The following is a 25,838-nucleotide window of genomic DNA, read 5'->3' as shown; positions in this document are numbered from 1 at the left end:
ATTAAAATGTTGAAAATCGTCCACCTGCTAATGGGCGCAGCAGCCTTGCTGCTGTCGTTCATACCTAGCTTGAAATCCGAAGCCGTTCCCTACCTGCAACAACCCGATGCACTTTACCTGGCCTTTTTCGGCCTGCTGAACCTGGTCATCGCTCCAGTGATTCCTTACTGGAACAAAGGCCCGCGCCAGCATCTGCAAAATCTGGTCAGCGCTCTTCTGGTGCTGACTGTCGTCCTGCAAACCTTGACCCTGATCGCGCCGATGCCTGTCATCGCCGGCCAGCCAGCCGTGTTGTTCAGTCTGGTGATTGCCCTGGTTGCCGTGGTCCTGCACCTGGCCGTCAGTTTCTATCGTTCTTCACCGGCTGCCGCGCCAACCAGCTACGACATGACCAACCGCGATACCGGCACCGTCAAGTGGTTCAACACCTCCAAAGGCTTCGGCTTTATCTCCCGGGATTCCGGCGATGATATTTTCGTGCACTTTCGTGCAATCCGTGGCGAAGGCCACCGCGTTCTGGTCGAAGGCCAGCGCGTGGAGTTCTCGGTGATGAACCGGGACAAGGGCCTGCAAGCCGAGGACGTGATCGCCGCCCTGCCACGGCGCTGATCCAAGGCACAAAAAAACCGCGAGCAGCGTGCTGTTCGCGGTTTTTTTATGCCTGGCGAAAACACCGGCCTCAATAATGTGGCGGCGGCGCTTCTTCTTCGAAGGACTCGAACTGGCCGACCATTTCTTCCTGACGCTTGAGCAGTGCAGCCATCTGCAATTGCAGGCGCTCGACCACCCGCTGCTGCGCCACCAGCACGTCGTTCAACGCCTGAATGGTGTCATCCTGAAACGCCAGACGGCTTTCCAGATCGGTAACGCGATCTTCAAGGCTCATGACTCAGCCCTCCAGAAAAGTGAAGTCTTCGGTCAACACCACACGCAAGCGATCGCGAATGGCCGCCACCTCCTCGCCATTATAAGGCCTGGCTGGGTGCTTGCCCCAGACCGGCGCTGGCCAGGCGGCGTCGTCGCGCTTACGCACAATCACATGCATGTGCATCTGACTGACAACGTTACCCAGGGTCGCGACGTTCATTTTGTCGGCGTCGAACAAATCCTTGAGCAACTCGGCCAGCGCGGTGGTTTCCCGCCATAGCTGCTGCTGATCTTCGACATCCAACTGAAACAACTCGCTGATATCGTCCCGGCGTGGCACCAGAATGAACCACGGGTAGTTGGCGTCATTGGACAGCAGCAGTCGGCAGAGCGGGAAGTCGCCGAGGGTCAGCGTGTCCTGTTGAAGTCGTGAATCTAAAGCAAACACCGCGCGCACTCCCGGCTGATCTACATGATAGAGCTTAGCGGCCTCGCCCGAGGGCGACGCACCAAGCGACAGACCGGCAGCATACCTGCGAAAGCGCTCGCCTTCACGACTACAGACTTCTGTCACTCTCCTGGCGCCCTGACATGTGACATTTTTCGACGGTCCGCACCAGTACGGAACCCGAATCGACGAGCCCTCTGCTGAAATGACCGAGAAACCGTCACGCGCTCACGATAATGAGCAACCTGAACTGTATGAATACGGTACAGCCCGTAAATTTTTTTGCACCAAAACCGCACAGTGCGTCTACGCTCAGTGCGGCAGGCATCCGCCGAATACTCACTGGCGGGGTGAACCGGTAACGTTTTTGGTTGTCTCGCGCAGTTGGCTGGGTGGCAACACCATACGAACAATCGCGTCAAGCCCTGAAAGAATGGGACTTGGCGCCCAGTATTTATGAGGTTTTTACAGGTAAAGACAGGTGCGCAGAAAAATAACCGCAGCGACATCGCGGTTTGTGCACGGTTGTTGCATTCGTACTCATATGGGCTATAAGCGCACCACGAGAAGTGGAGGCCTCAAGCCCAACAAAAACAGTGGCAGGGTTGCCCGATGGAGATTCAAGTGTTTTGCCAGGGACTCTTTTTTAGCAATGCAAACGGCAAAAAAAACAGCTAGAAAGTTGTCGGTCCGGTTGCATCGGTACTGTGAATTTGCGACATCTACAAAGCCGTCTGCGACAGCGTCGTAAAGAAGGTGAAAGGTTGGATTCGCAAGTATCGCCAACAATGTCGGCGTGATATAAGTTTGCGCCGACACAAAAAGAAAGAGCCGCCCAGATAATAAAACAGGTGGGACGGCAGTACTCTTCTAAAAACCAAAGGAGCAAATCACGATGCGCGTGATGAAGTGGAGCATGATCGCCCTGGCTGTTTCAGCAGGCACCTCGCAGTTCGCAATGGCGTCCGCCCAGGATGATTCCAAAGGCTTCGTTGAAGACAGTAGCTTCAATGTAAAAACCCGCATGCTGTATATGAACCGTGATTTCAAGAATGAAAACTTGAAAACCAGTCCATCGGGTGAGCGTCAAGGCTATCGCGAAGAAACCGGTATTGGCATGCACGCCATTTTCGAATCCGGCTTCACTCAAGGCACCATCGGTGTCGGTGTTGACGCTTTCGGTCTGGGCTCTATCAAGCTCGACAGCGGCCGCGGCCGCACCGGCAACGGCTTGTTCGCCACCGATAGCGATGGCGTTCCAGAGGACACCCAATCCAAAGCGGGTGGTGCAGTCAAATTCCGCCTGTCCAACACCGTATTGAAATATGGCGACCAGTTCGTTGCCAGCCCGGTTTTCTCCACCGACGACAGCCGTTTGCTGCCTGAAGCCACTACCGGTACCTTGCTCGTTTCCAAGGAAATCCCTGGGCTTGAGCTGAGCGCTGGTCGCTTCACCGCGATGAGCTCCCAGACCGGCATGGGCCATGACACTATCGTTGATGGCGGCCTGAAATCTGCCAACATCGGTGGTGCAACCTACCAGTTCACCGACAACTTTGTCGCGGGCGTTGCGGCTTCCGACGTGGATGACCACTTCAAGAAGCAGTACCTCAACGCCAACTACACCCTGCCGATCAACGATGAACAATCGCTGAACTTCGACTTCAACGGGTACAAGAGCAAGAGCCAAGGTCAGGAACTGTCGGGCGATATCGACAACCGTATCTGGTCCCTGGCTGCCGCTTACAGCATCGGCGCCCACAAGTTCACCATCGCTCACCAGCGTTCGACCGGCGATACCGGTTACGTGTACGGCGTAGACGGCGGCGGCACCATTTTCCTCGCCAACTCCATTCAATACTCCGACTTCAACGGCGCAGACGAGCGTTCGTGGCAGGGTCGCTACGACCTGAACATGAAAACCTACGGCGTACCGGGCCTGAGCTTCATGACCCGTTACGTCAAAGGCGACAACATCTCTACCGGTGCTGAAGAAGGCAAGGAACACGAGCTGGACTTCGAAACCAAATACGTCATGCAGAATGGTCCGGCCAAAGACCTGTCCTTCCGCCTGCGTAGCGCCTGGTACCGTTCCAACACTGCTTACAATGGTGGCGACAACAACGACCTGCGTCTGATCGTTGAGTACCCGCTGAGCATCCTGTAATCCGGATGTAATTCGGCTGTACTGTAGAGCCTTGCTGTAACATGAACCGCTCCCCCTCACAGGTGAGCGGTTTTTTTTTGTAAACTCAATAGCAACCTAATCAATTTTGTATAGCAAGCTAATTATATAAGTCATGCACACCTTTACCGAGAATAATAAAAAAACCCGAGAGACAGTGCTTCTCTCGGGTTTAATTGACTACTTGACCAGCATGCCAAGTAACAAAACGCTTACTGTGTAGCAGTTTCCTGAACCACACGAATAACTCGCTGCGGAAAAGGAATATCAATCCCTGCAGTCTTTAAACGATCACGAGACTGCTCGTTAAACATGAACATCACATCCCAATAGTCTGCGGTTTTAACCCACACACGCAGGGAAACGGTGATCGAACTGTCACCCAAGGTCGAAATCACGGCCTGTGGCGCCGGATCCTGCAATACGCGCTCATCCTTGGCCAGATCCAGCAGCACCTGACGGGCCTTTTGCAGATCAGCTTCGTAATCCACACCCACATCGAACACAACCTTACGGGTTGGCTGACGGTTGGTGTTGGTGATGATGCCGTTCGACAGGTTGCCGTTTGGCACGATGATGGTCTTGTTATCGCCGGTACGCAGCACCGTGTGGAAAATCTGGATGCTGTCGACAGTCCCCGCCACACCCTGCGCTTCAATCCAGTCACCAATACGGAATGGACGGAACAGCAGAATCAGCACGCCACCGGCGAAGTTCGCCAGGCTGCCCTGCAAGGCCAGACCGATGGCCAGACCGGCCGCACCGATCGCAGCAACGAACGAGGTGGTTTCAACGCCGATCATCGAAGCGACGCTGACAATCAGCAGCACCTTGAGAATGATGTTCGCCAGGCTGCTGATAAAGCCTTGCAGGGCCAGATCAGCGTTACGCAGAGCCAGCAGGCCGCCGAGTTTTTGCGTGACCTTGTTGATCAGCCACCAGCCAATGGCCAGCGTGATCACTGCCAGCAGCACGCGGCTGCCGTATTCCATGATCATCGGAATCCACGCCTGGGATGCCTTGACCAGGTTGTCTACCTCAGCATTCAAATCCATGTTCTATCTCCTGATTTCCGGCTACCCGGGGTGTATTCAAAACAAATGTGGGAGCGGGCTTGCTCGCGAAAGCGGTGTGTCAGTCAACTCATTAGCTGAATGACCCACCGCTTTCGCGAGCAAGCCCGCTCCCACAGGTCATCTGACCGAGCTTAGTCGCGGAAGTTGTTGAACTGCAGTGGCATGCCGAATTCCTTGGCACGCAGGGCCGCAATGGCTTCTTGCAGGTCATCACGCTTCTTGCCCGTCACACGTACCTGCTCGCCCTGAATGGCGGCCTGCACTTTGAGCTTGGCGTCCTTGATGTGGCCGACGATTTTCTTCGCCAGCTCCTTGTCGATGCCTTCCTTGAGCACGGCGTCCTGCTTCATCAGCTTGCCCGAGGCGTACTCGTCTTTGACTTCAAGGCACTGTACGTCGATCTTGCGCTTGACCAGCGCCAGCTTGAGGATTTCGATCATCGCTTCCAGCTGGAACCCGGCTTCAGCGGTCAGGCTGACGGTGAGGTCCTTTTCCTTGAACTCGAAGCTGCCTTTGCCTTTCAGGTCATAGCGACGATCGAGTTCCTTCACGGCGTTCTCGACCGCGTTGGTGAGTTCGTGTTTGTCCAGTTCGGATACCACGTCGAACGACGGCATGTAATCTTCTCCAATAAAAAGGCGCGCTCGATGGGGATGGAGCGCGCTTGGCTTGCGGTTAAAATCGGGCTCATTATAACGGGTCTTTTCCTGTCGACACGGCGAGCCGCACATGCCTGCAACCATTCGAGCAAAAAACTGATGTCTACCCCCTGGCATGTTCTCGGCGCCGGCAGTCTCGGCACTCTATGGGCGACACGTCTGGCCCGGGCCGGGTTGCCGGTCAGGCTGATCGTGCGCGACGCGATGCGCTTGCGCAGCTATAACGCGGCAGGTGGTTTGACGCTCGTGGAACAGGGACACGCCAGCACTTATTCAGTTCCCGGCGAAACCCCGGACAGCCCGCAACCGATCCGGCGCCTGCTGGTGGCCTGCAAAGCCTACGATGCCGAAAGCGCAGTCGCCCTCCTCGCGCCACGACTGGCAGCGGATGCCGAACTGATCCTGCTGCAAAACGGTCTCGGCAGTCAGGACGCCGTCGCCGCGCGAGTGCCGCACGCCCGCTGTATCAGCGCCTCCAGCACCGAAGGCGCTTTTCGCGATGGCGACTGGCGCGTGGTGTTCGCCGGCCACGGTTACACCTGGCTCGGCGATGTCGCGCATCCGGTCGCGCCGATCTGGCTGGATGATCTGCAAGCCGCAAAAATCCCTCACGAGTGGAGCACCGACATCCTCACCCGGCTGTGGCGCAAGCTGGCGCTCAACTGCGCGATCAATCCGCTGACCGTGCTGCATAACTGCCGCAACGGCGGATTGCAGGCGCATCATTGCGAAGTCGCCACGCTGTGCGCGGAACTGGCCGAGTTACTGCAGCGCTGCGGCCAACCGGCAGCGGCCGACAATCTGCAACAGGAAGTCGAACGGGTGATCCTGGCCACCGCCGCCAACTACTCATCGATGTACCAGGACGTCGCCAATCAACGCCGCACCGAGATCAGCTATCTGTTGGGCCACGCCTGCAAAGTCGCTGCGCGTCACCAGTTGAATCTGCCGCATCTGAATCAATTACAGCAACGCCTGGTCGCGCATCTGCACAGCCTCGGATTGCCCAGCGACTGAGCAGCGGCTACGCTGGCCACTTGTTCCTTTGCTGCGATAAACCTGATGCCATTGCGCCAGCGCCTTGAAAACCTGCCGGTCGGCCAGAAACTGCTGGCCGCCCTGCTGGTGCTGATGACCACTGTTCTGCTGGTCGCTAACCTGACCTTTATCAGCGCCGCCTATTACATTTCCCAGGAAAGCATGGCCCCGCAGGCCTTGCAGACCATCGGCCGACTGATCTCCAACCCCAGTCTGGTCAGCGAAGCCCTGCAATCACCGCAAAGCGCCGAACGTCTGCTCAAGGAGCTCGACAGCTATTCGCCGTTACGCGCTGCTGCCCTCTATGACGGCAAGGGCGAGCGCCTGGCGCAAGTACAACACGGCGAAAAACTCAGCCTGCCGGAGCGTTACCGGCACATCGAAGCCTGGCAGCTCACCGAATTTCGCAGTAACCAGTTGATCACCCTGCCCCGCCCTGGCACCGCGCCGGGCCATCTGTTGCTGGTGGCCAGCAGCGAACTGCCGATGGCGTTCTACACCGGCACGCTGACGGCGAGTCTCGGCATTCTGATCTTCAGTGTGCTGCTGTGGCTGGTGATTGCCCGGCAGATCAAACGCCTGATCACCCGCCCGATCCATCAACTGGAAGAGTTGTCTCGCCAGGTCACCCGCGAAGAGAACTATGCCCTGCGCGCCTCGCGCGGTAACCACGACGAAATCGGCAGCCTCGCCGAGGCGTTCAATACCATGCTGTCGCGCATCGAAGCCCGTGAGCAGCAACTCAAGCGCGCCCGCGATGACTCGCAAGCCGCTTACGATCAGGCGCAGGGGCTGGCAGAAGAAACCCGCCACACCAACCGCAAACTGGAACTGGAAGTTCAGGTGCGCAGCAAGATCGAAAAGAAACTCACCGGCTTCCAGAACTACCTCAACAGCATCATCGACTCCATGCCTTCGGCGCTGATCGCCCTCGACGAGCAGCTCTACGTCACCCAATGGAATCAGGAAGCCAGCGCCCTCTCCGGCACACGCCTGGACGAAGCGCTGAACCAGCCGATCTTTCTCGCGTTCGAACCGCTCAAGCCGTTTTTGCCGCAGCTCAAGCAGACCGTCGAGCAACACACGGTGGCGAAGATTGAACGGGTGACGTGGTTCAAGGACGACGAACCCAAGCATTACGCCCTGACGTTCTATCCGCTGATGGGCGGCGCCGGGCGTGGCGTGGTGATCCGTATCGACGACATCACCCAGCGCCTGTCACTGGAAGAAATGATGGTGCAGTCGGAGAAAATGCTCTCGGTCGGTGGCCTCGCGGCGGGCATGGCCCACGAAATCAACAACCCGCTGGGCGCGATCCTGCACAACGTGCAGAACATCCGCCGACGCCTGTCGACAGACCTGCCGAAAAACCTCGAAACCGCTGAGCAACTGGGCATCGAACTGGATACCGTCAATCGCTACCTGCAAGGCCGCGAAGTCCCGCAACTGCTCGATGGCATTCAACAGGCCGGCGCAAGGGCGGCGAAAATCGTCACCCACATGCTCAGTTTCAGTCGCCGCAGTACGCGGCAAATGGCCCCTTGCGACTTGCCGGCGCTGATCGATCAAGCGGTGGAGATCGCTGGCAACGATTTCGATCTGGCCATCGGTTTTGACTTCAAGGGTCAGGCGATCATTCGTCAGTTCGACCCGGCGCTCGGGCCAGTGCCGGGCACCGCCAACGAACTGGAACAAGTGCTGCTCAACCTGCTGAAAAACGCCGCCCAGGCGATTCACCAGCGCGAAGAGGACAGCGAACCGGGGCGAATCATCCTGCGCACCAGGCTCAATCCGCCGTGGGCCGAGATTCAGGTCGAGGACAACGGCATCGGCATGAGCGAGAACGTGCGCAAACGTACTTTCGAGCCGTTCTTCACCACCAAGGAAATCGGCCAGGGCACCGGTCTTGGCCTGTCGGTGTCGTACTTCATCATCACCAACAATCACAAAGGGCAGATGGAAGTGCAGTCGGCGCCGGGGCAAGGCACATGCTTCACCTTGCGCCTGCCGCTGGCGCAGCCCACTCCCGTCGCCACAGAAACCAATCAACTATCGAGGTAACCCATGGGCTTTCGCCTGTCGAAGATCTACACCCGCACCGGCGACAAAGGTGAAACCGGCCTGGGCGATGGCCGCCGCGTGCCGAAGGATCACCCGCGCATCGAAGCGATTGGTGAAGTCGATACGCTGAACAGTCAGGTCGGCGTGTTGCTGGCCGGGTTGATTGCCGAACGTGAGGCCTGTCCGGGTTTGAATGAACTGATCGAAGTGTTGGCGCCTTGTCAGCATCGGTTGTTCGATTTGGGCGGCGAGTTGGCGATGCCTGAATATCAAGCGCTGAACGCGGCGGAAATCGAACGGCTGGAAGCGGCGATCGATGTATGGAATGAAGAGTTGGGGCCGCTGGAGAATTTCATTTTGCCGGGCGGCTCGATGCTGATTGCTCAGGCCCATGTGTGCCGCAGCCTGGCGCGGAGTGCCGAGCGCCGGTGTCAGCATTTGAATGCGACTGAACCGTTGGCCGGGGTTGGCCTGGCGTATATCAATCGGTTGTCGGATTTGTTGTTTGTGGTGGCAAGGGTGATTGCGCGGCGCCAAGGGATTGCGGAGATTCTGTGGCAGCCTGCGGCCAAACCTTAGATTTGCAGCGATTTGAAGGACGCCTTCGCGAGCAAGCCCGCTCCCACATTTGATTGCATTCCAACTGAAGGAACACGGTCAACTGTGGGAGAGGGCTTGCTCGCTCCCACGTTTGATTGCATTCCAACTGAAGGAACACGGTCAACTGTGGGAGCGGGCTTGCTCGCGAAGAGGCCAGTAGCCTCGATACACAATCAGGCCTCAGGCCAGAACGCCCGAATCCCCGCCACACCCTGAGCCCCATGGCTCCAGGCCTTCTCACGCTCAGCCGGACCAACCCCGCCCAATAAAAACACCGGCTTACTGAATCCCTCGATCAACGCCGAAGCCTGTTCCCAACCCAACGGCTGCGCATCCGGGTGAGTCAAGGTCGGCTGCACCGGCGACAGGGTGACGAAATCCACGCCCATCTGCTCGGCCAGTGCCAGTTCTTCGGCATTGTGGCAAGACGCCGCCAACCAACGCTCTGCCGGCAATGGGCGCCCTGCCGCTGCGTATTTACGCAACTGCGCGGACGTGATGTGCCACCCCGCAGACGGGAAATCACCGAGCCATTCGAACGGCCCCTTGATCATCAACTGCGCCTTGCCTGCGCAAAGACCGGCCGCATCCACCGCCAGATCGCGATACTTCGGGTCGTAGCCATTTGGCGCCCGCAACTGGATCAGCTTGATCCCGCCGGCAATCGCCTTCTGGATGCCACGCAGCAGGGCCGGCGCCTCCAGATCCTCCGGGGTGATCAGGTATTCAGCGGGCAACCGCGCCGCCGCAACAATCGGGTCGTTGGCCGCCGGGAACTCATAATTCGCCAGCTCCTTCGCCGTTACCCAAGCCAATGGCTGGCCCTCAGCACCGTGAGGTTCGCCGCTAAAGCTCGAGACTTCCCAGACGTCCAGCAAAACCTGCTTGTCCGGGTAATCGTGACGAATCTTGATCAATGGCCGGGCGCTGCCTACAACGATGCCCAACTCTTCGTGCAGCTCTCGGGCGAGCGCGGTTTCGACCGACTCGTCAGCCTCGACCTTGCCGCCGGGAAACTCCCACAAGCCGCCCTGATGCTGAGTGTCGGCACGGCGAGCGATGAGGATTTTGCCGCTGTCATCACGAATGACGGCAGCGGCGACGTGTACGCGTTTCACGGGTTCAACTCCTCCAGTCCGGCCTGCTGCCATGCCTTGAAGGCAGGCCATTGGTAGATGGTTTCAACATAGGCTTCGTCGGCGGCCGGCAGCTTCACCTGATAGGTGCGCAGACGAACGGCAATCGGCGCGAAAAACGCATCGGCCAGGCTTACGCGGCCAAACAGATAAGGCCCGTCTTCGCTGGCCGCTGCACGGCATTCGGCCCACAGTGCGAGCATGCGCTCGATATCGACCTTCACTTCAGGCGGCACCGGGTTCAGCGGTGCGTTGTGGCTCAGGTTGAACGGCATGTGATTGCGCATGACGAAGAAGCCGCTGTGCATTTGCGCGCAGGCGGATCGGGCCTGGGCACGGGCGTAAATATCGCCAGGCCAAAGCTGTTCGGACGGGAACTGCTCGGCAAGATATTCGGCAATCGCCAGCGAATCTGCCACGGTGCCACGCGTGGTCTTCAGCAGGGGCACTTTGGCAGTCGGCGAATGCTTGAGCAGACGCTCGCGGGTGTCGGGCTTGCCGAGTTTGATCAGTTCTTCGGTGTAGGGCGCGCCGGTCAGTTCCAGCGCCAGGGCGGCGCGCAGGGACCAGGAGGAAAGCAGTTTGTCGCCGATGATCAGGTGCAAGGACATGGTGTGGCGCCTTTTCGTCAGTGGAGAAACCTGGAGACTTGCATACTTGAGCTGCCGTCTTCGCGAGCAGGCTCGCTCCCACATTGGATCGTGTTGTCACAAATCCCCTGTGGGAGCGAGCCTGCTCGCGAAAGAAGCGACCCGGTCTTGGATCAGGTGCGGTATTCGGCGTTGATCTTCACGTATTCATGCGACAGATCGGTGGTCCAGATGGTTTCGCTGCAATCGCCGCGGCCCAGTTCGATGCGGATGGTGATTTCTTCCTGCTGCATCACCGCCGAACCCTGCGCTTCAGTGTAGGTCGCGGCGCGAGCGCCACGGCTGGCAATGCACACGTCGCCAAGGAACACGTCGATCTTGCTCACATCCAGATCCGGCACGCCGGCACGGCCGACAGCGGCCAGAATGCGGCCCCAGTTCGGGTCGGAGGCAAACAGCGCGGTCTTGATCAGTGGCGAGTGGGCCACGGTGTAACCGACGTCCAGGCACTCCTGGTGATTGCCGCCGCCATTGACTTCAACGGTGACAAACTTGGTGGCGCCTTCGCCGTCACGCACGATGGCCTGGGCCACGTCCATGCACACTTCGAACACCGCTTGCTTCAACTTGGCGAACAGCTCGCCTTCAGCACGGGTGATCTCCGGCAGTGCAGCCTTGCCGGTGGCAATCAGCATGCAGCAGTCGTTGGTCGACGTGTCACCGTCGATGGTGATGCGGTTGAACGACTTGTTGGCGCCGTCGAGCATCAGGTTGTGCAGCACGTCTCGGGAAACTTTGGCGTCGGTGGCGATGTAGCCGAGCATGGTTGCCATGTTCGGGCGGATCATGCCCGCGCCTTTGCTGATGCCGGTGACGGTGATGGTCACGCCGTCATGCTGGAACTGGCGGCTGGCGCCTTTAGGCAGCGTGTCGGTGGTCATGATGCCGGTAGCGGCCGCTTCCCAGTTGTTTTCCGACAGATCGTCCAGCGCGGCTTGCAATGCACCTTCGATCTTCTCGACCGGCAGTGGCTCACCGATCACGCCGGTGGAGTACGGCAGGATCTGCTCAGCAGCAACGCCGGTCAGCTCCGCGAGCTTGGCGGTGGTGCGTTCGGCAGCGGCCAGGCCTGGCTCGCCGGTGCCGGCGTTGGCGTTACCGGTGTTGGTCAGCAAGTAGCGCACAGCGTTCTGCACACGTTTTTTCGCGAGGATCACCGGCGCTGCACAAAAGGCGTTCAGGGTGAACACGCCCGCCACGGTCGAACCTTCGGCGCAGCGCATCACCACGACATCCTTGCGCCCGGGGCGCTTGATGCCGGCCGAGGCGATACCGAGTTCAAAACCGGCAACCGGGTGCAACGTTGGCAAAGGACCAAGACCAACAGCCATGAATGCGCTCCTTACTCAATGAAGTCAGCACCGCCATTTGAAAGCGGTGGTTTAAATGGCAAAACGCCGCGACGGCAGGAGCCGGTCGCGGCGCGGGTATTTCAGCGATTGAAACGGGTTTTACTGAATCTGCCCGTGGCAATGCTTGAATTTCTTGCCCGAACCGCAGTAGCACAGTTCGTTACGGCCCAGCTTCTGCTCGTTGCGAACCGGTGCGGCGGCGAGGGCCACATCGACCTCTTCACCGAGCAATTCCGGTTGCTCCAGACCTGGCGCTTCAGCGTGTTCGAACTGCATGCGGGCGGCCAGTGCTTCAGCTTCCTCACGCAGACGTTGCTCTTCGGCTTCCGGATCTTCGCGGCGAACCTGAACGTGCGACAGCACACGGATCGAGTCGCGCTTGATCGAGTCCAGCAGTTCGGAGAACAGCGTGAACGACTCGCGCTTGTATTCCTGCTTCGGATTCTTCTGGGCGTAGCCACGCAGGTGGATGCCGTGACGCAGGTGATCCATGGTCGACAGGTGGTCTTTCCACAGATCGTCGAGTACGCGCAGAACGATTTGCTTCTCGAACGAGCGCAGTGCGTCGGCACCGGCCTGATCTTCTTTCTCGTTGTACGCGGCCATCAGCTCGACCATCAGCTTCTCGCGCAGGGTCTCTTCGTACAGGTGATCGTCTTCGTCGAGCCATTGCTGGATCGGCAGTTTCACCCCGAAATCGCTGGCCAGCGAAGCTTCCAGACCGGCAACGTCCCACTGCTCAGGCAGCGATTGCGGCGGAATGTGGGCGCTGACGGTAGCGTTGAGGACGTCCTGACGGAAATCAGCGATGGTTTCACCGATGTTGTCGGCGGCCAGCAACGTGTTACGCATGTGATAGATCACTTTACGCTGTTCGTTGTTGACGTCGTCGAACTCAAGCAATTGCTTACGGATATCGAAGTTGCGGCCTTCAACCTTGCGCTGCGCCTTCTCGATCGCGTTGGTCACCATGCGGTGCTCGATCGCTTCGCCCGGCTGCATGCCCAGGGCTTTCATGAAGTTCTTCACCCGGTCAGAGGCGAAGATGCGCATCAGGCTGTCTTCCAGCGACAGGTAGAAGCGGCTGGAACCGGCGTCACCCTGACGACCGGCACGACCACGCAGCTGGTTGTCGATACGACGGGATTCGTGACGCTCGGAAGCGATGACCTGCAAGCCGCCGGACTCCAGCACTTGCTGGTGACGCTTCTGCCAGTCGGCCTTGATCTGCGCGATCTGCTCAGGGGTCGGGTTTTCCAGCGAAGCAACTTCAACTTCCCAGTTGCCGCCCAACAGGATGTCGGTACCACGACCGGCCATGTTGGTGGCGATGGTCAGTGCGCCCGGACGACCGGCCTGCGCGATGATCTCGGCTTCTTTTTCGTGGAACTTGGCGTTCAGAACCTTGTGTTCGATGCCTTCCTTCACGAGCAATGCGGACATGTGCTCGGAGGTTTCGATGGTGGCAGTACCCACCAGCACAGGACGCCCAGCGGCCATGCTTTCCTTGATGTCAGCCACGATTGCCGCGTACTTCTCTTCGGCCGTCAGGAACACCAGGTCGTTGAAGTCTTTACGCGCCAACGGTTTGTTCGGCGGAATGACCATGACTTCCAGACCATAGATCTGGTGGAATTCGAACGCTTCGGTGTCGGCGGTACCGGTCATGCCGGACAGCTTGGTGTACAGACGGAAGTAGTTCTGGAACGTGGTCGAGGCCAGGGTCTGGCTCTCGGCCTGAATGTTCAGACCTTCTTTCGCTTCGATGGCCTGGTGCAGGCCTTCGGAGAGACGACGGCCCGGCATGGTACGACCGGTGTGTTCGTCGACCAGTACGACCTGACCGTCCTGCACAATGTATTCGATGTTGCGGTTGAACAGCTTGTGCGCACGCAGACCGGCATACACGTGGGTCAGCAGGCCCAGGTTATGCGCCGAGTACAGGCTCTCGCCCTCAGCCAGCAGGCCGACGCGGGTGAGCATGTCTTCGATGAACTGGTGACCGGCTTCGTTGAGCTCGACCTGACGGGTCTTCTCGTCAACGGTGTAGTGGCCAGCCTTGGTGACTTCGCCTTCGACTTCTTCGACGTGCAGTTCCATCTGCGGGATCAGTTTGTTGATCTCCATGTACAGCTTGGAGCTGTCCTCGGCCTGACCGGAAATGATCAGCGGGGTACGCGCTTCGTCGATGAGGATGGAGTCGACTTCGTCGATCACGGCAAAGTTGAGTTCGCGCTGGAATTTTTCTTCCATGCTGAACGCCATGTTGTCGCGCAGATAGTCGAAACCGAATTCGTTGTTGGTGCCGTAGGTGATGTCGGCGGCGTACGCCTGGCGCTTCTCTTCCGGCGGCTGGAACGGCGTCACGACGCCGACGGTCAGGCCGAGGAATTCATACAGCGGGCGCATCCAGTTGGCGTCACGGCGGGCCAGGTAGTCGTTCACCGTCACAACGTGCACGCCCTTGCCGGACAGTGCGTTGAGGTAAACACCCAAAGTGGCCACGAGGGTTTTACCCTCACCGGTGCGCATTTCGGCGATCTTGCCTTCATGCAAGGTCATGCCGCCGACGAGTTGCACGTCGAAGTGGCGCATACCCATGACGCGCTTGCCGGCTTCGCGAGCGACCGCAAAGGCTTCTGGCAACAGCTTGTCGAGGGTTTCCCCTTTGGCGATGCGGGCCTTGAACTCAGCGGTCTTGGCGCGCAATTGATCGTCCGAAAGGGCCACCATTTGCTCTTCGAAGGCATTGACGAGCTGCACCGTCTTGAGCATGCGTTTGACTTCACGCTCGTTCTTGCTTCCAAAAAGTTTCTTTAACAAAGGCGCAAACATATCGGCAGGATCTTCCACACTAAAGGGATGGAGGGCGGCCCCGTGAGCGTCGCCCGTGCAGCCCTCATGGCCGCATGCGAACGAGCATTCTACCCGGAAACGGTGGTGAGGAAAGTGGCGATATTCCACGATGCTGGCACTGCGCTTTGACGGGGCTCACTTAAAATAGGGGCGTTTTGCTCAACTTCAAGGCATTGAACCAAGAAGTTAGTCATTGATTTAATGGGCAAAGCAGGTGCAAAAGCAATGGGCGAGTGATTTCGCTGCTTTCTGCTACCATGGCGCTTCTGTTACCTCAGGTGTTCGATCATGGCGTTTCGCCCTCTTACGGCCAGAGCACCCGCCGTTTTGCTACGCGAAGCCAAGCCGCTCAAAGCCATTCTCGGCCATGCCCAACGACTGGGTCATCTGCAACGCCTGCTTGAAAGCCAACTGCAACCCGCCGCCCGCGAACACTGCCATGTGGCCTCGTGGCGTGAAGGCAGTCTGTTGTTGATTGTCACCGACGGCCACTGGGCCACGCGCCTGCGTTATCAGCAGAAACGCCTGCAACGACAATTGCAGATGTTCGACGAGTTCGCCAGCCTGACGCGGATTCTGTTCAAGGTGCAGCCGCCGACGGTGCAGCGCGGAGTTGTCGGCAATACGATGGATTTGTCGACGGATGCGGCGGCAACGATCCAGGCGACGGCAGACGGGATCAGTGATCCGGGATTGCGGGCGGCGCTGGAGCGACTGGCGGCGCACGCCAAAGACAAATCCTGAGATCTATCTAAATGTGGGCGCCGGTCCACTGTGAGAGCGGGCTTGCTCGCGAAAGCGGTGTGTCATTCAACCTATGTGGCGTCTGACACGGCGCCTTCGCGAGCAAGCCCGCTCCCACAATTGGATCTTCTGCAACATGATCTCAGCGGCGTTTGCTGCCACCGAGTAATGAGCCCATCAGGCCGCGCACCAATTGTTTGCCGAGGTTGTTGGCGGCCTGACGCATCGCCGATTTCAGCGCTTGCCCGGCGGCCGTGCCGAGAAACTCCCCCGCCCTGTCGGCCAGGCTTGGCTCTTCAACGGCAGGTTTTCCGGCAGGGGCTTCAGCCTCCGGCGCCAATCCCTTACGCCCCATCAGAATTTCATAAGCCGACTCCCGATCAATCGGCTTGTCATAGCGCCCCTTGAACGGCGAGCCGGCGATCAGCAGCGTGCGCTCGGTTTCCGTCAGCGGCCCGATCCGCGACTGCGGCGGTGCCACCAGCACGCGCTGAACCATTTCCGGGGTGCCTTTCTCGGCCAACGTGCCGACCAGTGCCTCACCGATGCCCAGTTCAGTCAGTACAGACAAACTGTCGAACGCCGGATTCGGCCGGAACCCATCCGCCACCGCGCGCAGGGATTTCTGCTCTTTAGCGGTGAATGCGCGCAAGCCATGCTGAACACGCAGGCCCAACTGCGCCAGCACATCATCCGGCAAGTCCGCCGGCGACTGGGTGACGAAATACACGCCAACACCCTTGGAACGGATCAACCGCACCACTTGCTCCAACCGCTCCTGCAACGCTTTGGGTGTATCGCCGAACAACAAATGCGCCTCATCGAAAAACAGCGCCAGCAGCGGTTTGTCGGCATCGCCGCGCTCCGGCAACTGCTCGAACAACTCGGCCAGCAGCCACAACAGGAACGTCGCATAAACCTTCGGCGCCTCGTGTACCAGACGGCTGGCGTCGAGCAGATGAATGCGCCCACGGCCATCGGCGGCGGGTTGCAGAATGTCTTCGAGCTGCAATGCCGGTTCGCCGAACAAGGCTTCGGCGCCTTGCTGTTCCAGAGTCGCCAGGCGCCGCAACAACGCCTGACTGGAGCCGGTGGTCATCAGCGCCGCGTCTTCGCCCAACAGTTGCGGATTGTCCTTGAGGTGATTGAGCAGCGCTTTCAGGTCTTTCAAATCCAGCAGCAACAGGCCTTCGCGATCGGCGACCTTGAACGCGGCATACAGCGCCGATTGCTGACTGTCGGTCAGTTCCAGCAGGCTGCCGATCAATAGCGGGCCCATTTCACTCAGCGTGGTACGTAACGGATGGCCGGACTGACCGTGAATGTCCCACAAGGTCACCGGATAAGCCTGCGGCTTGTGGTTGAGCCACGGCATGCCAGCGATGCGCTCGGCGACCTTGCCCTGCGGGTTGCCGGCGGCGCCGAGGCCGCACAGGTCACCCTTGATATCCGCCGCGAACACCGCGACCCCGGCGTCGCTGAAGGCTTCGGCCAGACGCTGCAAAGTGACGGTTTTACCAGTACCGGTCGCGCCGGCAACCAGCCCGTGGCGGTTGGCCAGGCGCATGGCCTGGGCGATCGGTTGCCCGGCGAGATCGGCGCCGATTACGAGTTGCGATGAGTCAGGCATTTTGTCACCCAATGTTTAATCTTTAATTCGCTGTGGCCGATAAATAAAGGCGAGAAGCCGGCTGAAAAGTCGGGCCGGACATTTCCCTAAGGAGAGACGGAAATATCAGCTTGTTTTCAACCTTGCCCATATTGCACGTCTTTATAAAAGCACGCCTCGGACATTAAGACCTTAGCGGAACCCCAAGCCATGAACAAAAACCTGCGCTTCAGCCATAAAATTTTGCTTGCCGCCGCCCTCATCGTCATCGCTGCCTTCGCCTCCTTCACGTTGTACAACGACTGGTTGCAGCGCAACGCGATCCGCGATGACCTGAACAACTATCTCAACGAGATGGGCGAAGTCACCGCCGGCAACATCCAGACCTGGCTCAGCGGGCGCATTCTGCTGGTCGAGAACGCGGCCCAGAACATCGCCATCAACCCGGAACCGGCCACCGTCGCCAGCCTGCTGGAACAGAAATCCCTGACCTCGACGTTCATGGCAACCTATCTGGGTGACGCCACAGGTCACTTCACCATCCGCCCCGATGTGAAGATGCCGGACGGTTTCGATCCACGCGTCCGCCCTTGGTATAAAGGTGCCGAGAGCAGCAGCACCTCGACCCTGACCGAACCGTACATCGACGCGGCCACCGGCCAACTGATCATCTCCATCGCCACTGCTTCGAAAAAGGCTGGCCAGAGCGTTGGCGTGGTCGGCGGTGACTTGAGCCTGCAATCGCTGGTCGACACCCTCGCCGCCCGGGACTTCGACGGCATGGGTTACGTGTTTCTGGTCAGCGCCGACGGCAAGATTCTGGTGCACCCGGACAAGGCCTTGGTGATGAAATCACTCAAGGAAGCCTATCCGCAGGACACCCCGCGCATCAGCAGCGACTTCAGCGAAGTCACCGTCGATGGCAAGACCCGCATCGTCACCTTTGCCCCGATCAAGGGCCTGCCATCGGTGAACTGGTACATCGGCCTGTCGGTGGACAAGGACAAAGCCTTTGCGATGCTCAGCGAATTTCGCACCTCGGCGGTGATCGCCACGGTGATTGCCGTGGCGATCATTATTGCCCTGCTGGGTATGTTGATCCGCATCCTGATCCAGCCGCTGCACGTCATGACCCGCGCCATGGAAGACATCGCCGATGGCGAAGGCGACCTGACCAAGCGCCTGACCATCGTCAATAACGATGAGTTCGGTGTGCTCGGTACCGCGTTCAACCGCTTCGTCGAACGTATTCATCGCTCGATCCGCGAAGTGTCGTCGGCCACCGGCCAGGTCAACGAAGTCGCCCTGCGCGTGGTCGCGGCGTCGAACTCGTCGATGTACAACTCTGACCAGCAAGCCTCGCGCACCAGCAGTGTCGCCGCCGCGATCAACCAGCTCGGCGCCGCCGCGCAGGAAATCGCCCGCAATGCCGCGCAAGCTTCGAACCAGGCCAGTGACGCTCGCGGCCTCGCCGAAGACGGCCAGCAAGTGGTGGATCGCAGCATCAAGGCGATGAATCAACTGTCGAGCATGCTCAGTGCGTCGAGCAGCAACATTGAGTCGCTGAACAGCAAAACCGTGAACATCGGCCAGATTCTCGAAGTGATCACCAGCATTTCCCAGCAAACCAACCTGCTGGCGCTCAACGCAGCGATCGAAGCGGCGCGCGCCGGTGAGGCCGGCCGTGGTTTTGCCGTGGTGGCGGATGAAGTGCGTAACCTCGCCCACCGCACCCAGGAATCGGCGCAGCAGGTGCAGACCATGATCGAGGAGCTGCAAGTCGGCGCCCGTGAATCGGTGAGCACCATGAGCGACAGCCAGCGTCACAGCCAGGACAGCGTAGAAATCGCCAACCTTGCCGGCGAGCGCTTGAACAGCGTGACCCAGCGCATTGGCGAGATCGACGGGATGAACCAGTCGGTGGCAACGGCGACCGAGGAGCAAACCGCCGTGGTCGAGTCGATCAACGTCGATATCACCGAGATCAATACGCTAAACCAGGAAGGCGTGGAGAACCTGCACGCGACGTTGCGTGCCTGCTCGGATCTGGAGCAGCAGGCTTCGCGGTTGAAGCAGTTGGTGGGCAGTTTCCGCATTTAAAGTCTGTACGGCCCTCATCGCCAGCAGGCTGGCTCCCACATTGGATATGTGTTGTCGCAAATCCCCTGTGGGAGCTAGCCTGCTAGCGATGGCGGCCTGCAAAGCGCAGCAGAACTTTACTGACACCCTACCGCGCAATCCCGACCGAACATCTATTCTGGATAAAGGTCAACCAAGGGAGACCCACGCAGCGGAGGGACGATCACCGTGCACATCGCCGACATCACCATGTTCTACGCCCCGGCCAGCGGTGGCGTACGCACTTATCTGGATGCCAAGCATCGCCGTTTGCTGATCAAACCCCGGATTCGCCACAGCTTGCTGATCCCCGGCGCCCACCTTGGTGAGCACGATGGCGTCTACACGGTTCCCGCGCCCGCCCTGCCCTTCGGCAAGGGTTATCGCTTCCCTGTGCGTCTGGCTCCTTGGCGAAACGTCCTGCAGGATTTGCAGCCTGATCTGATCGAAGTCGGTGATCCCTACCTCACCGCCTGGGCGGCGCTGGATGCCCGGCGGCAACTGGATGTGCCGGTGATCGGCTTTTATCACTCCGACCTGCCGCTGTTGGTCAGTAATCGCATGGGCCATTGGGTCACGCCCAACGTCGAGGCCTATGTCACCAGGCTTTACGGCAATTTCGACCGGGTGCTTGCGCCAAGTCAGGTGATGGCGGACAAGCTCACAGGCCTGGGCGTGCGCAACGTCTTCGTACAGCCGTTGGGCGTTGATCTGCAAACCTTTCACCCCGGCGCCCGCGACCCGGACTTGCGGGCCGAACTGGGTATCGCCGAAGACACGCGCCTGCTGATCTTCGCCGGGCGCGGTTCGAAAGAGAAAAACCTGCCAATCCTGCTCAAATGCATGCAACGCCTCGGCCCGCGTTATCACTTGCTGCTGGTCGGCTCATCAATGCCCGCCGTAGTCCCGGATAACGTCAGCGTAATCGATGAATTCTGCCCGGCGCCGACCGTCGCACGCTTGATGGCCAGCGCCGATGCGCTGGTGCATGCCGGCGACCAGGAAACATTCGGTCTGGTGATTCTCGAAGCCATGGCCTGCGGCATTCCGGTAGTGGCGGTGGCCGCCGGTGCCTTTGAAGAAATTGTCACAGAGCCCTGCGGCCTGCTGTGCGCGCCGAACAACCCGCAAGCCATGGCCAATGCCGTGCGCGAGTTGTTCAGCAGGGGCGTGACAAAGCTCGGTCAGCAAGCGCGCCAGCATGTTGAACGGCACTACGCCTGGGACACGGTGGTCGACAGCCTGCTCAGTCACTATCACGCCGTCCTCGGCCACACCTTGCCGCGGGTGGCGAATGGCTGACTCGCTCAATCGCCCGGCCGTGCTGCTGGTGCTGCACGACGTGGCCCCGTCGACCTGGGCCGATTATCGACCGTTTGTCGAGGCCGTCGATGCCTTGGGCGAAGTACCGATGACCTGGCTGGTAGTGCCGGATTTCCATCGCCACGACAGCCTCGATGCCCACGCAGATTTGCGCCGACTACTGAGCGCGCGCCTCAGCCGTGGCGATGAGTTGGTCCTGCACGGCTATTTTCATGATGACCAGGAACCGCGGCCGACCACGCCGCGCGACTGGTTCATGCGGCGCATTTATACTCATGAAGGCGAGTTCTATCGCTTGTCTCGCGACGCCGCTCTCGCCCGACTGCGCGCCGGCATTGAGTTGTTTCAGCGCTACGACTGGCCGCTGCATGGCTTCGTTGCCCCGGCCTGGCTGATGAGCGACGGCACGCGTGAGGCACTGCGCCAATTGCCGCTGCGCTACACCAGTGATCCGCAGTATCTTTATCGCTTGCCGGATTTCTCTGCAATCGATGCGCCGGGACTGGTCTGGAGTGCCCGCAGTGCGTGGCGGCGCGGTTTATCGAAGATCATCAGCGACCAGCGCGAACAGCAGTGGCGCCAGGCGCCGGTGATTCGGCTAGGCTTGCACCCGGTGGACATGCGCCACGAATTCTCCCGCCATTACTGGCTGAACACGCTCGAACGACTGCTCAATGAAGGACGAGTACCGATGACCAAAGTGAACTGGCTCGCCCAACAGCGCGATCGACAGGAACGCGCCGCATGAGTCGTGGCATTGTCTTGTTGATCGGCCTGCTCGCGGCGGTGCTGATCCCGCTGCTGCTCGGTGGCAGCGAGATCTGGGCGCGCCTGCAAAGCTTTCCGCTGGATTGGCTGCTGATCATGTTCGGCATGATCCTGCTGTGCTGGGGCATCAACACCCTGCGCCTGCGCTTGCTGCTCGGTGATCAACGCGATCGCGTCACGCCGATGAAAAGCCTCGGCGTGGTCATGGCCGCCGAGTTCGCCTATTGCGCGACACCCGGCGGCAGCGGCGGGCCGCTGACGATCATGGCATTGCTCGCCCGTTGCGGCGTGCGCCCGGCCAGGGGCAGCGCGGTGTTTGCCATGGATCAGTTGAGCGACTTGCTGTTTTTCCTCTGCGCCCTCAGCGGGATTCTGATTTACGCGCTGTTCCAGCACCTCAGCGACCGCATGGAATGGTTATTGATTGTCAGCGCCGTGTCGTTGTTCGGCGGTTTGTGCAGTTGCGTGCTGCTGGCGCGCTACCACCGCCCTCTGATACGCCTGAGCGGACGCCTGCTGGCCCGCATGAACGTGCGCCCCGCCACGCGCCGCCGCTGGGCGCGCAAGCTGCTGCATTTTCTCGCAGCGTTTATCGACACGTTGAAGTTGCCTTGGCAGACCTTGAGCAAAGTGTTTGCTTTGACCTGCGTGCATTGGCTACTGCGCTATAGCGTGCTGTACCTGGCGCTGCGCGGGCTGGGAGCGGATTTGCAGTGGGCGTGGAGCTTTCTGGTGCAGATGCTTTCGCTGGGCGCCGGACAGTTCAGTCTGTTGCCCGGTGGTGCAGGCGCGGCAGAGCTGACCTCGGCGGCGCTGTTGGCGCCCATGGTCGGCAAATCCACCGCGGCGGCGGCGATTCTGATCTGGCGGGTGGTGACGTTCTATTTCTATCTGGTGGTGGGCGGGCCGGTGTTTGTGCTGATGCTCGGGCGGCCGTTGCTCAGGAAGCTGATGAAGGTCCGGCAGGCTTCTTAGGCGCTGGCTGTTCGTCCTTGATTTGCTCCCACAACTCGGCAGCCCCGGGAAACTCGGTGCCATCTTCCGGGCTCATGTCATCCGGGTCATAGCGACTCAAACAGCCCTCGCCCAATGTTGCGGGCGCTTTGGACGTGGCTTTGTCCAGTGGATCGGTCATCGGCATGTCCTCGGATTCTGAAACGACGAAGGGCCTGGACGACTCAACGCCCAAGCCCTTCGTTTTTCAACCGTCAAATGGTTCGATCAGAACACCACGGTCTTGTTGCCGTGCACCAGCACGCGATCTTCCAGGTGATAACGCAAGCCGCGTGCCAGCACCATCTTCTCGACGTCACGGCCGAACCGCACCATGTCTTCGATGCTGTCGCTGTGGCTGACGCGCACAACGTCCTGCTCGATGATCGGACCGGCATCGAGCTCTTCGGTCACGTAATGGCAGGTCGCACCGATCAGCTTCACCCCACGCAGGGAGGCCTGGTGGTATGGCTTGGCGCCGACGAACGATGGCAGGAAGCTGTGGTGAATGTTGATGACCTTGTGCGCATATTCGCGGCACATGTCCGGCGGCAGGATTTGCATGTAGCGCGCCAGTACCACCACTTCGGCATCGTGCTGTTTGACCAGACGCGACACTTCGTCGAAGGCCGGTTGCTTGTCCTGCGGATTGACCGGGACATGGTAGTAAGGAATGCCGTGCCACTCGACCATGCTGCGCAGGTCGTCGTGGTTGGAAATCACGCAGGAGATTTCGCAGTCCAGTTCATCGCTGTGCCAGCGGTGCAGCAGGTCGGCCAGGCAGTGGGATTCGCGGCTGGCCATCAGCACGACACGCTTTTTCTGCTCAGTGTCGGTAATACGCCAGTCCATCGAAAACTCTTCGGCGATCGGCGCAAACTTCTCGCGCAGGACTTCAATACCGAAAGGCAGCGAATCGGCACGAATTTCGTGACGCATGAAGAACCAGCCGACCTGATTGTCCGAATGGTGGCTCGCTTCGGTGATCCAGCCGTTGTGGGATGCCAGAAAATTACTGACTTTGGCAACAATGCCAACGCGGTCCGGGCAAGAGATCACCAGCCGAAAAGTGCGCATGAGGGGGAAACTCCAGAACTTTCGCAAAGGCCGCCATTCTAGCGACTGCGCAGCAAAACTGCAGTATTGATCAGCACTGCCAGCAAAGTCCTTACGACTTATGCTGATTTGGCAGAGTAATCACCTGCGTCATGGCCGATCAATGGCACCGCCGCCCAGGCAATTGTGAATATCTGTGCTGACTGCATCACACTATTTAACTGAACATTCAATTTACGGCTGTTCTTCGTAACTAATTCAAATAAAAACCCCGGTTAAATGTTTACTTGATGAAACAGCCTGACTATTATTGCGACACTGTACCCTGCCATCCAAAGCCTCCACATAAGGTAGTTCCCATGTCCTTGATCAACGAATATCGCGCCACCGAAGAAGCTATCAAAGAGCTGCAAGCCCGTTTGAAGAACCTGTCGCAAGACGACAAACTGCAAACCGAGCTGGAATTCGAAGGCAAACTGCGCACCCTGATGGGCGAATACTCCAAGTCCCTGCGTGACATCATCGCCCTGCTGGATCCAGAATCCAAAACCAAGGCGCCACGCGGCGGCGCAGTAAAAGCGACCGGCACCAAGCGTGCCCGCAAAGTTAAACAATACAAAAACCCGCACAACGGCGAAGTCATCGAAACCAAAGGTGGCAACCACAAAACTCTGAAAGAGTGGAAAGCCAAGTGGGGCGGTGACGTGGTTGAAGGCTGGGCTACCCTGCTGGGCTAAGCCGCAGCGCCGTCGCAGACTCATCTGCCGCGAACAGAAACGCCAGCGAAAGCTGGCGTTTTTTTTATCCACGGAATTTGCCCGCGGTCATGTTCGATTTCAAAGATTCAAACGTTTGCGTAATGCCTGGACATAATTCTGCCATTCATCGAGTACCGCTCTCTGCATCGGTGTCGCACTAAGCATCCATTGCTCCGCAGCCTCTGTAAAAGATTGCAAGGTATTCGGTGCGCCCCATTCAGGCACGGACAAACGCTGCTGACAAAATATCCGCCAGCGTTCCTGCTCTTCAAAACTCAAGGTGTCGGGAAAGTTACGCGCTCGATAGCGAAAGAGTAATTCAGGCAAACGTTCATCATCGAAAGGCCATTGTTCTTGCGCTAAGTGCGCAGGGTCGACTGTCCTCACTTGCTCACATAGACGCCGATCGCGGTCACCGATAAATCCGTCGTACAACTGCTGTTCCGGATCCTCGCTCGGGGTGAAATCTTCGCTGACATAAATCGCCGCAACTTTATCTTTCCAAACTTGTTGTGCGTCAGTTAGTCGCAGCGCTCGTTCCTGATAAAGCGCCATGTCCAGACCGAGCCTCTGCTGATCCTGGGCACGCAGTACCGCCAACGGGGCCACCACCGGGCAACGATTGATATGAATCAGCTTGAGCGGCACCGGCAACTCGCCCTCAAGCAAGTCGTCGCGGCGGGTGTACAGGCGCTGGCGCAGGGTTTGCGCATCCAGATCGAGCAGGCCCTGCGGATCCAGATGCAAGTCGCAGACGATCAACGCGTTGCGGTTTTTCGGGTGCCAGGCCAGCGGCAGCACCACGCCGACATAACTGCGCGCCGCTGAGAAACGCCCGGAAATATGCACCAGCGGCTGCAACAGACGAATCTGATCCATGACCTTTTGCTTGCTGCGCAACTGAAACAGCCAGTCATACAGCTTGGGCTGTTTCTCGCGGATCAGCCGCGCCAGCGCGATGGTCGCGCGCACGTCGGACAGTGCTTCGTGGGCGTTGCCGTGATCAATGTTGTTGGCAGCGGTCAGGCGTTCGAGCTTGAGCGTTACCCGGCCCTCGTCATCGGTCGGCCAGACCAGACCGTCCGGGCGCAGCGCATAGGCGGCACGCACGACATCAATCAGATCCCAGCGACTGTTGCCGCCCTGCCATTCGCGGGCGTACGGGTCGAAGAAATTGCGGTACAAGCTGTAGCGGGTCATCTCGTCGTCGAAACGCAAGGTGTTGTAACCCGCACCACAGGTGCCGGGCGCTGCCAGTTGTGCGTGCACCCGGGTCATGAAGTCGGCTTCGCTCAAGCCCTTTGCGGCGAGCTGGCTCGGGGTAATGCCGGTGATCGCGCACGCGGCGGGATGCGGCAGGATGTCTTCGCTGGGCTGGCAATAGAGATTGACCGGCTCGTCGATTTCGTTGAGCTCATGGTCGGTGCGAATCCCGGCGACCTGCAGCGGCCGGTCGCAACGGGGATTGATGCCGGTGGTTTCGTAGTCGTACCAGAAGATTGAAGTCACGGGCGGTTCCTGAACTGAAGATCGGCGAAGTC

At 59.2% G+C, this 25,838-nt stretch carries 23 protein-coding genes and 1 pseudogene; 12 read left to right on the top strand and 12 right to left on the bottom strand.

The features are described from left to right. The first annotated feature begins 6 nt into the window (after nucleotides 1-6). Entirely contained in the window at nucleotides 7-609 is a 603-nt protein-coding gene (locus ATI02_RS33050) for a cold-shock protein (protein ID WP_095188020.1), read from the top strand. Between the two features lie 70 nt (nucleotides 610-679). On the opposite strand, the gene ATI02_RS01625 is transcribed toward ATI02_RS33050, so the two are convergent. Continuing rightward, nucleotides 680-886, bottom strand: a complete 207-nt coding sequence (locus ATI02_RS01625) for a SlyX family protein (protein ID WP_095188019.1) — start codon at nucleotides 884-886, stop codon at nucleotides 680-682. A 3-nt stretch (nucleotides 887-889) separates the two neighbouring features. Further along, entirely contained in the window at nucleotides 890-1,315 is a 426-nt protein-coding gene (locus ATI02_RS01620) for an HIT domain-containing protein (protein WP_095188018.1), read from the bottom strand. Between the two features lie 895 nt (nucleotides 1,316-2,210). On the opposite strand from ATI02_RS01620, the gene ATI02_RS01615 reads away from it, so the two are divergent. Further along, the gene (locus tag ATI02_RS01615; protein ID WP_095188017.1) at nucleotides 2,211-3,482 is read left to right on the top strand and encodes an OprD family porin; all 1,272 of its coding nucleotides are present in this window, start codon (nucleotides 2,211-2,213) and stop codon (nucleotides 3,480-3,482) included. Nucleotides 3,483-3,712: 230 nt separating this feature from the next. Here the strand turns inward: ATI02_RS01615 and ATI02_RS01610 are convergent, their stop codons facing one another. Together ATI02_RS01610 and ATI02_RS01605 are read right to left on the bottom strand one after the other, a co-directional pair. Beyond that, nucleotides 3,713-4,555: a mechanosensitive ion channel family protein gene (locus tag ATI02_RS01610; RefSeq protein WP_041068538.1), complete on the bottom strand. Its 843-nt coding sequence runs from the start codon at nucleotides 4,553-4,555 to the stop codon at nucleotides 3,713-3,715. 152 nt (nucleotides 4,556-4,707) lie between these two features. Continuing rightward, nucleotides 4,708-5,193: a YajQ family cyclic di-GMP-binding protein gene (locus ATI02_RS01605; RefSeq protein ID WP_042560649.1), complete on the bottom strand. Its 486-nt coding sequence runs from the start codon at nucleotides 5,191-5,193 to the stop codon at nucleotides 4,708-4,710. A gap of 141 nt (nucleotides 5,194-5,334) precedes the next feature. On the opposite strand from ATI02_RS01605, the gene ATI02_RS01600 reads away from it, so the two are divergent. From ATI02_RS01600 to ATI02_RS01590, 3 genes are read left to right on the top strand one after another with little or no spacing between them, the layout of a single operon-like run. Further along, on the top strand, nucleotides 5,335-6,252 hold the full coding sequence (locus tag ATI02_RS01600) for a putative 2-dehydropantoate 2-reductase (protein ID WP_100848415.1): 918 nt from the start codon (nucleotides 5,335-5,337) through the stop codon (nucleotides 6,250-6,252). 45 nt (nucleotides 6,253-6,297) lie between these two features. Next, nucleotides 6,298-8,334 (top strand): sensor histidine kinase, encoded by a 2,037-nt coding sequence (locus ATI02_RS01595; protein ID WP_100845266.1) that lies wholly within the window; start codon nucleotides 6,298-6,300, stop codon nucleotides 8,332-8,334. 3 nt (nucleotides 8,335-8,337) lie between these two features. Further along, nucleotides 8,338-8,913, top strand: a complete 576-nt coding sequence (locus ATI02_RS01590; RefSeq protein ID WP_095188014.1) for a cob(I)yrinic acid a,c-diamide adenosyltransferase — start codon at nucleotides 8,338-8,340, stop codon at nucleotides 8,911-8,913. A 194-nt stretch (nucleotides 8,914-9,107) separates the two neighbouring features. On the opposite strand, the gene ATI02_RS01585 is transcribed toward ATI02_RS01590, so the two are convergent. The 4 genes from ATI02_RS01585 to secA form a co-directional block, all read right to left on the bottom strand. After that, nucleotides 9,108-10,052 carry a Nudix family hydrolase gene (locus tag ATI02_RS01585; RefSeq protein WP_095188013.1) on the bottom strand — a complete coding sequence of 315 codons (945 nt, stop codon included), beginning with the start codon at nucleotides 10,050-10,052 and terminating at the stop codon, nucleotides 9,108-9,110. Then, a complete protein-coding gene (locus ATI02_RS01580) occupies nucleotides 10,049-10,681 on the bottom strand; it encodes a glutathione S-transferase family protein (RefSeq protein WP_100845265.1) in 633 nt (210 codons plus the stop codon). The genes ATI02_RS01585 and ATI02_RS01580 overlap by 4 nt, the downstream gene beginning before the upstream one ends. 152 nt (nucleotides 10,682-10,833) lie before the next feature. Next, a complete protein-coding gene (gene argJ, locus ATI02_RS01575) occupies nucleotides 10,834-12,051 on the bottom strand; it encodes a bifunctional glutamate N-acetyltransferase/amino-acid acetyltransferase ArgJ (RefSeq protein WP_095188011.1) in 1,218 nt (405 codons plus the stop codon). A 120-nt stretch (nucleotides 12,052-12,171) separates the two neighbouring features. Further along, nucleotides 12,172-14,907 carry a preprotein translocase subunit SecA gene (secA, locus tag ATI02_RS01570; RefSeq protein ID WP_100845264.1) on the bottom strand — a complete coding sequence of 912 codons (2,736 nt, stop codon included), beginning with the start codon at nucleotides 14,905-14,907 and terminating at the stop codon, nucleotides 12,172-12,174. Nucleotides 14,908-15,216: 309 nt separating this feature from the next. Between secA and ATI02_RS01565 the strand changes: the two genes are divergently transcribed. Beyond that, nucleotides 15,217-15,672 (top strand): DUF721 domain-containing protein, encoded by a 456-nt coding sequence (locus ATI02_RS01565; RefSeq protein ID WP_100845263.1) that lies wholly within the window; start codon nucleotides 15,217-15,219, stop codon nucleotides 15,670-15,672. Nucleotides 15,673-15,814: 142 nt separating this feature from the next. Here ATI02_RS01565 and ATI02_RS01560 read toward each other — a convergent pair whose 3' ends face one another. Beyond that, nucleotides 15,815-17,302 carry a helicase HerA-like domain-containing protein gene (locus ATI02_RS01560; protein ID WP_095188117.1) on the bottom strand — a complete coding sequence of 496 codons (1,488 nt, stop codon included), beginning with the start codon at nucleotides 17,300-17,302 and terminating at the stop codon, nucleotides 15,815-15,817. Nucleotides 17,303-17,491: 189 nt separating this feature from the next. Here ATI02_RS01560 and ATI02_RS33180 point away from each other — a divergent pair. The 5 genes and pseudogenes from ATI02_RS33180 to gpgF all read left to right on the top strand — a co-directional run. Then, a pseudogene (locus ATI02_RS33180) lies at nucleotides 17,492-18,523 on the top strand (HAMP domain-containing protein); the annotation flags it as partial. Nucleotides 18,524-18,616: 93 nt separating this feature from the next. After that, nucleotides 18,617-19,381, top strand: coding sequence for a methyl-accepting chemotaxis protein (locus tag ATI02_RS33175; protein WP_370872677.1), 765 nt, complete (start codon nucleotides 18,617-18,619; stop codon nucleotides 19,379-19,381). A 207-nt stretch (nucleotides 19,382-19,588) separates the two neighbouring features. After that, complete coding sequence (gene gpgS / locus ATI02_RS01550) at nucleotides 19,589-20,701, top strand: N-acetylglucosaminyl phosphatidylglycerol synthase (protein WP_100845261.1); 1,113 nt, start codon at nucleotides 19,589-19,591, stop codon at nucleotides 20,699-20,701. After that, nucleotides 20,694-21,470, top strand: a complete 777-nt coding sequence (gene gpgD / locus ATI02_RS01545) for an N-acetylglucosaminyl phosphatidylglycerol deacetylase (RefSeq protein ID WP_100845260.1) — start codon at nucleotides 20,694-20,696, stop codon at nucleotides 21,468-21,470. The genes gpgS and gpgD overlap by 8 nt, the downstream gene beginning before the upstream one ends. Beyond that, nucleotides 21,467-22,465 (top strand): glucosaminyl phosphatidylglycerol flippase, encoded by a 999-nt coding sequence (gpgF, locus tag ATI02_RS01540; protein WP_095188005.1) that lies wholly within the window; start codon nucleotides 21,467-21,469, stop codon nucleotides 22,463-22,465. Before gpgD ends, gpgF begins: the two co-directional genes overlap by 4 nt. Here gpgF and ATI02_RS01535 read toward each other — a convergent pair. Further along, the gene (locus ATI02_RS01535) at nucleotides 22,431-22,625 is read right to left on the bottom strand and encodes a hypothetical protein (RefSeq protein ID WP_100845259.1); all 195 of its coding nucleotides are present in this window, start codon (nucleotides 22,623-22,625) and stop codon (nucleotides 22,431-22,433) included. The two genes, gpgF and ATI02_RS01535, sit on opposite strands and share 35 nt — an antisense overlap. Before the next feature lie 86 nt (nucleotides 22,626-22,711). After that, a complete protein-coding gene (gene purU / locus ATI02_RS01530) occupies nucleotides 22,712-23,560 on the bottom strand; it encodes a formyltetrahydrofolate deformylase (protein ID WP_095188003.1) in 849 nt (282 codons plus the stop codon). A gap of 338 nt (nucleotides 23,561-23,898) precedes the next feature. On the opposite strand from purU, the gene mvaT reads away from it, so the two are divergent. Beyond that, nucleotides 23,899-24,276: a histone-like nucleoid-structuring protein MvaT gene (mvaT, locus tag ATI02_RS01525; RefSeq protein WP_100845258.1), complete on the top strand. Its 378-nt coding sequence runs from the start codon at nucleotides 23,899-23,901 to the stop codon at nucleotides 24,274-24,276. A gap of 99 nt (nucleotides 24,277-24,375) precedes the next feature. Here the strand turns inward: mvaT and sbcB are convergent, their stop codons facing one another. Further along, nucleotides 24,376-25,806: an exodeoxyribonuclease I gene (gene sbcB, locus ATI02_RS01520; protein WP_100845257.1), complete on the bottom strand. Its 1,431-nt coding sequence runs from the start codon at nucleotides 25,804-25,806 to the stop codon at nucleotides 24,376-24,378. Nucleotides 25,807-25,838: the final 32 nt, after the last annotated feature.

Source organism: Pseudomonas baetica, assembly GCF_002813455.1.
Classification (GTDB): domain Bacteria; phylum Pseudomonadota; class Gammaproteobacteria; order Pseudomonadales; family Pseudomonadaceae; genus Aquipseudomonas; species Aquipseudomonas baetica.
This window is presented reverse-complemented; position numbering and strand designations above follow the sequence as displayed.

Coding starts and splice junctions, on each gene's coding strand:
- ATI02_RS33050 (WP_095188020.1), top strand. CDS start 7: ATGTTGAAAATCGTCCACCTGCTAATGGGCGCAGCAGCCTTGCTGCTG.
- ATI02_RS01625 (WP_095188019.1), bottom strand. CDS start 886: ATGAGCCTTGAAGATCGCGTTACCGATCTGGAAAGCCGTCTGGCGTTT.
- ATI02_RS01615 (WP_095188017.1), top strand. CDS start 2,211: ATGCGCGTGATGAAGTGGAGCATGATCGCCCTGGCTGTTTCAGCAGGC.
- ATI02_RS01610 (WP_041068538.1), bottom strand. CDS start 4,555: ATGGATTTGAATGCTGAGGTAGACAACCTGGTCAAGGCATCCCAGGCG.
- ATI02_RS01605 (WP_042560649.1), bottom strand. CDS start 5,193: ATGCCGTCGTTCGACGTGGTATCCGAACTGGACAAACACGAACTCACC.
- ATI02_RS01600 (WP_100848415.1), top strand. CDS start 5,335: ATGTCTACCCCCTGGCATGTTCTCGGCGCCGGCAGTCTCGGCACTCTA.
- ATI02_RS01595 (WP_100845266.1), top strand. CDS start 6,298: ATGCCATTGCGCCAGCGCCTTGAAAACCTGCCGGTCGGCCAGAAACTG.
- ATI02_RS01590 (WP_095188014.1), top strand. CDS start 8,338: ATGGGCTTTCGCCTGTCGAAGATCTACACCCGCACCGGCGACAAAGGT.
- ATI02_RS01580 (WP_100845265.1), bottom strand. CDS start 10,681: ATGTCCTTGCACCTGATCATCGGCGACAAACTGCTTTCCTCCTGGTCC.
- argJ (WP_095188011.1), bottom strand. CDS start 12,051: ATGGCTGTTGGTCTTGGTCCTTTGCCAACGTTGCACCCGGTTGCCGGT.
- secA (WP_100845264.1), bottom strand. CDS start 14,907: ATGTTTGCGCCTTTGTTAAAGAAACTTTTTGGAAGCAAGAACGAGCGT.
- ATI02_RS01565 (WP_100845263.1), top strand. CDS start 15,217: ATGGCGTTTCGCCCTCTTACGGCCAGAGCACCCGCCGTTTTGCTACGC.
- ATI02_RS01560 (WP_095188117.1), bottom strand. CDS start 17,302: ATGCCTGACTCATCGCAACTCGTAATCGGCGCCGATCTCGCCGGGCAA.
- ATI02_RS33175 (WP_370872677.1), top strand. CDS start 18,617: ATGTACAACTCTGACCAGCAAGCCTCGCGCACCAGCAGTGTCGCCGCC.
- gpgD (WP_100845260.1), top strand. CDS start 20,694: ATGGCTGACTCGCTCAATCGCCCGGCCGTGCTGCTGGTGCTGCACGAC.
- gpgF (WP_095188005.1), top strand. CDS start 21,467: ATGAGTCGTGGCATTGTCTTGTTGATCGGCCTGCTCGCGGCGGTGCTG.
- ATI02_RS01535 (WP_100845259.1), bottom strand. CDS start 22,625: ATGACCGATCCACTGGACAAAGCCACGTCCAAAGCGCCCGCAACATTG.
- purU (WP_095188003.1), bottom strand. CDS start 23,560: ATGCGCACTTTTCGGCTGGTGATCTCTTGCCCGGACCGCGTTGGCATT.
- mvaT (WP_100845258.1), top strand. CDS start 23,899: ATGTCCTTGATCAACGAATATCGCGCCACCGAAGAAGCTATCAAAGAG.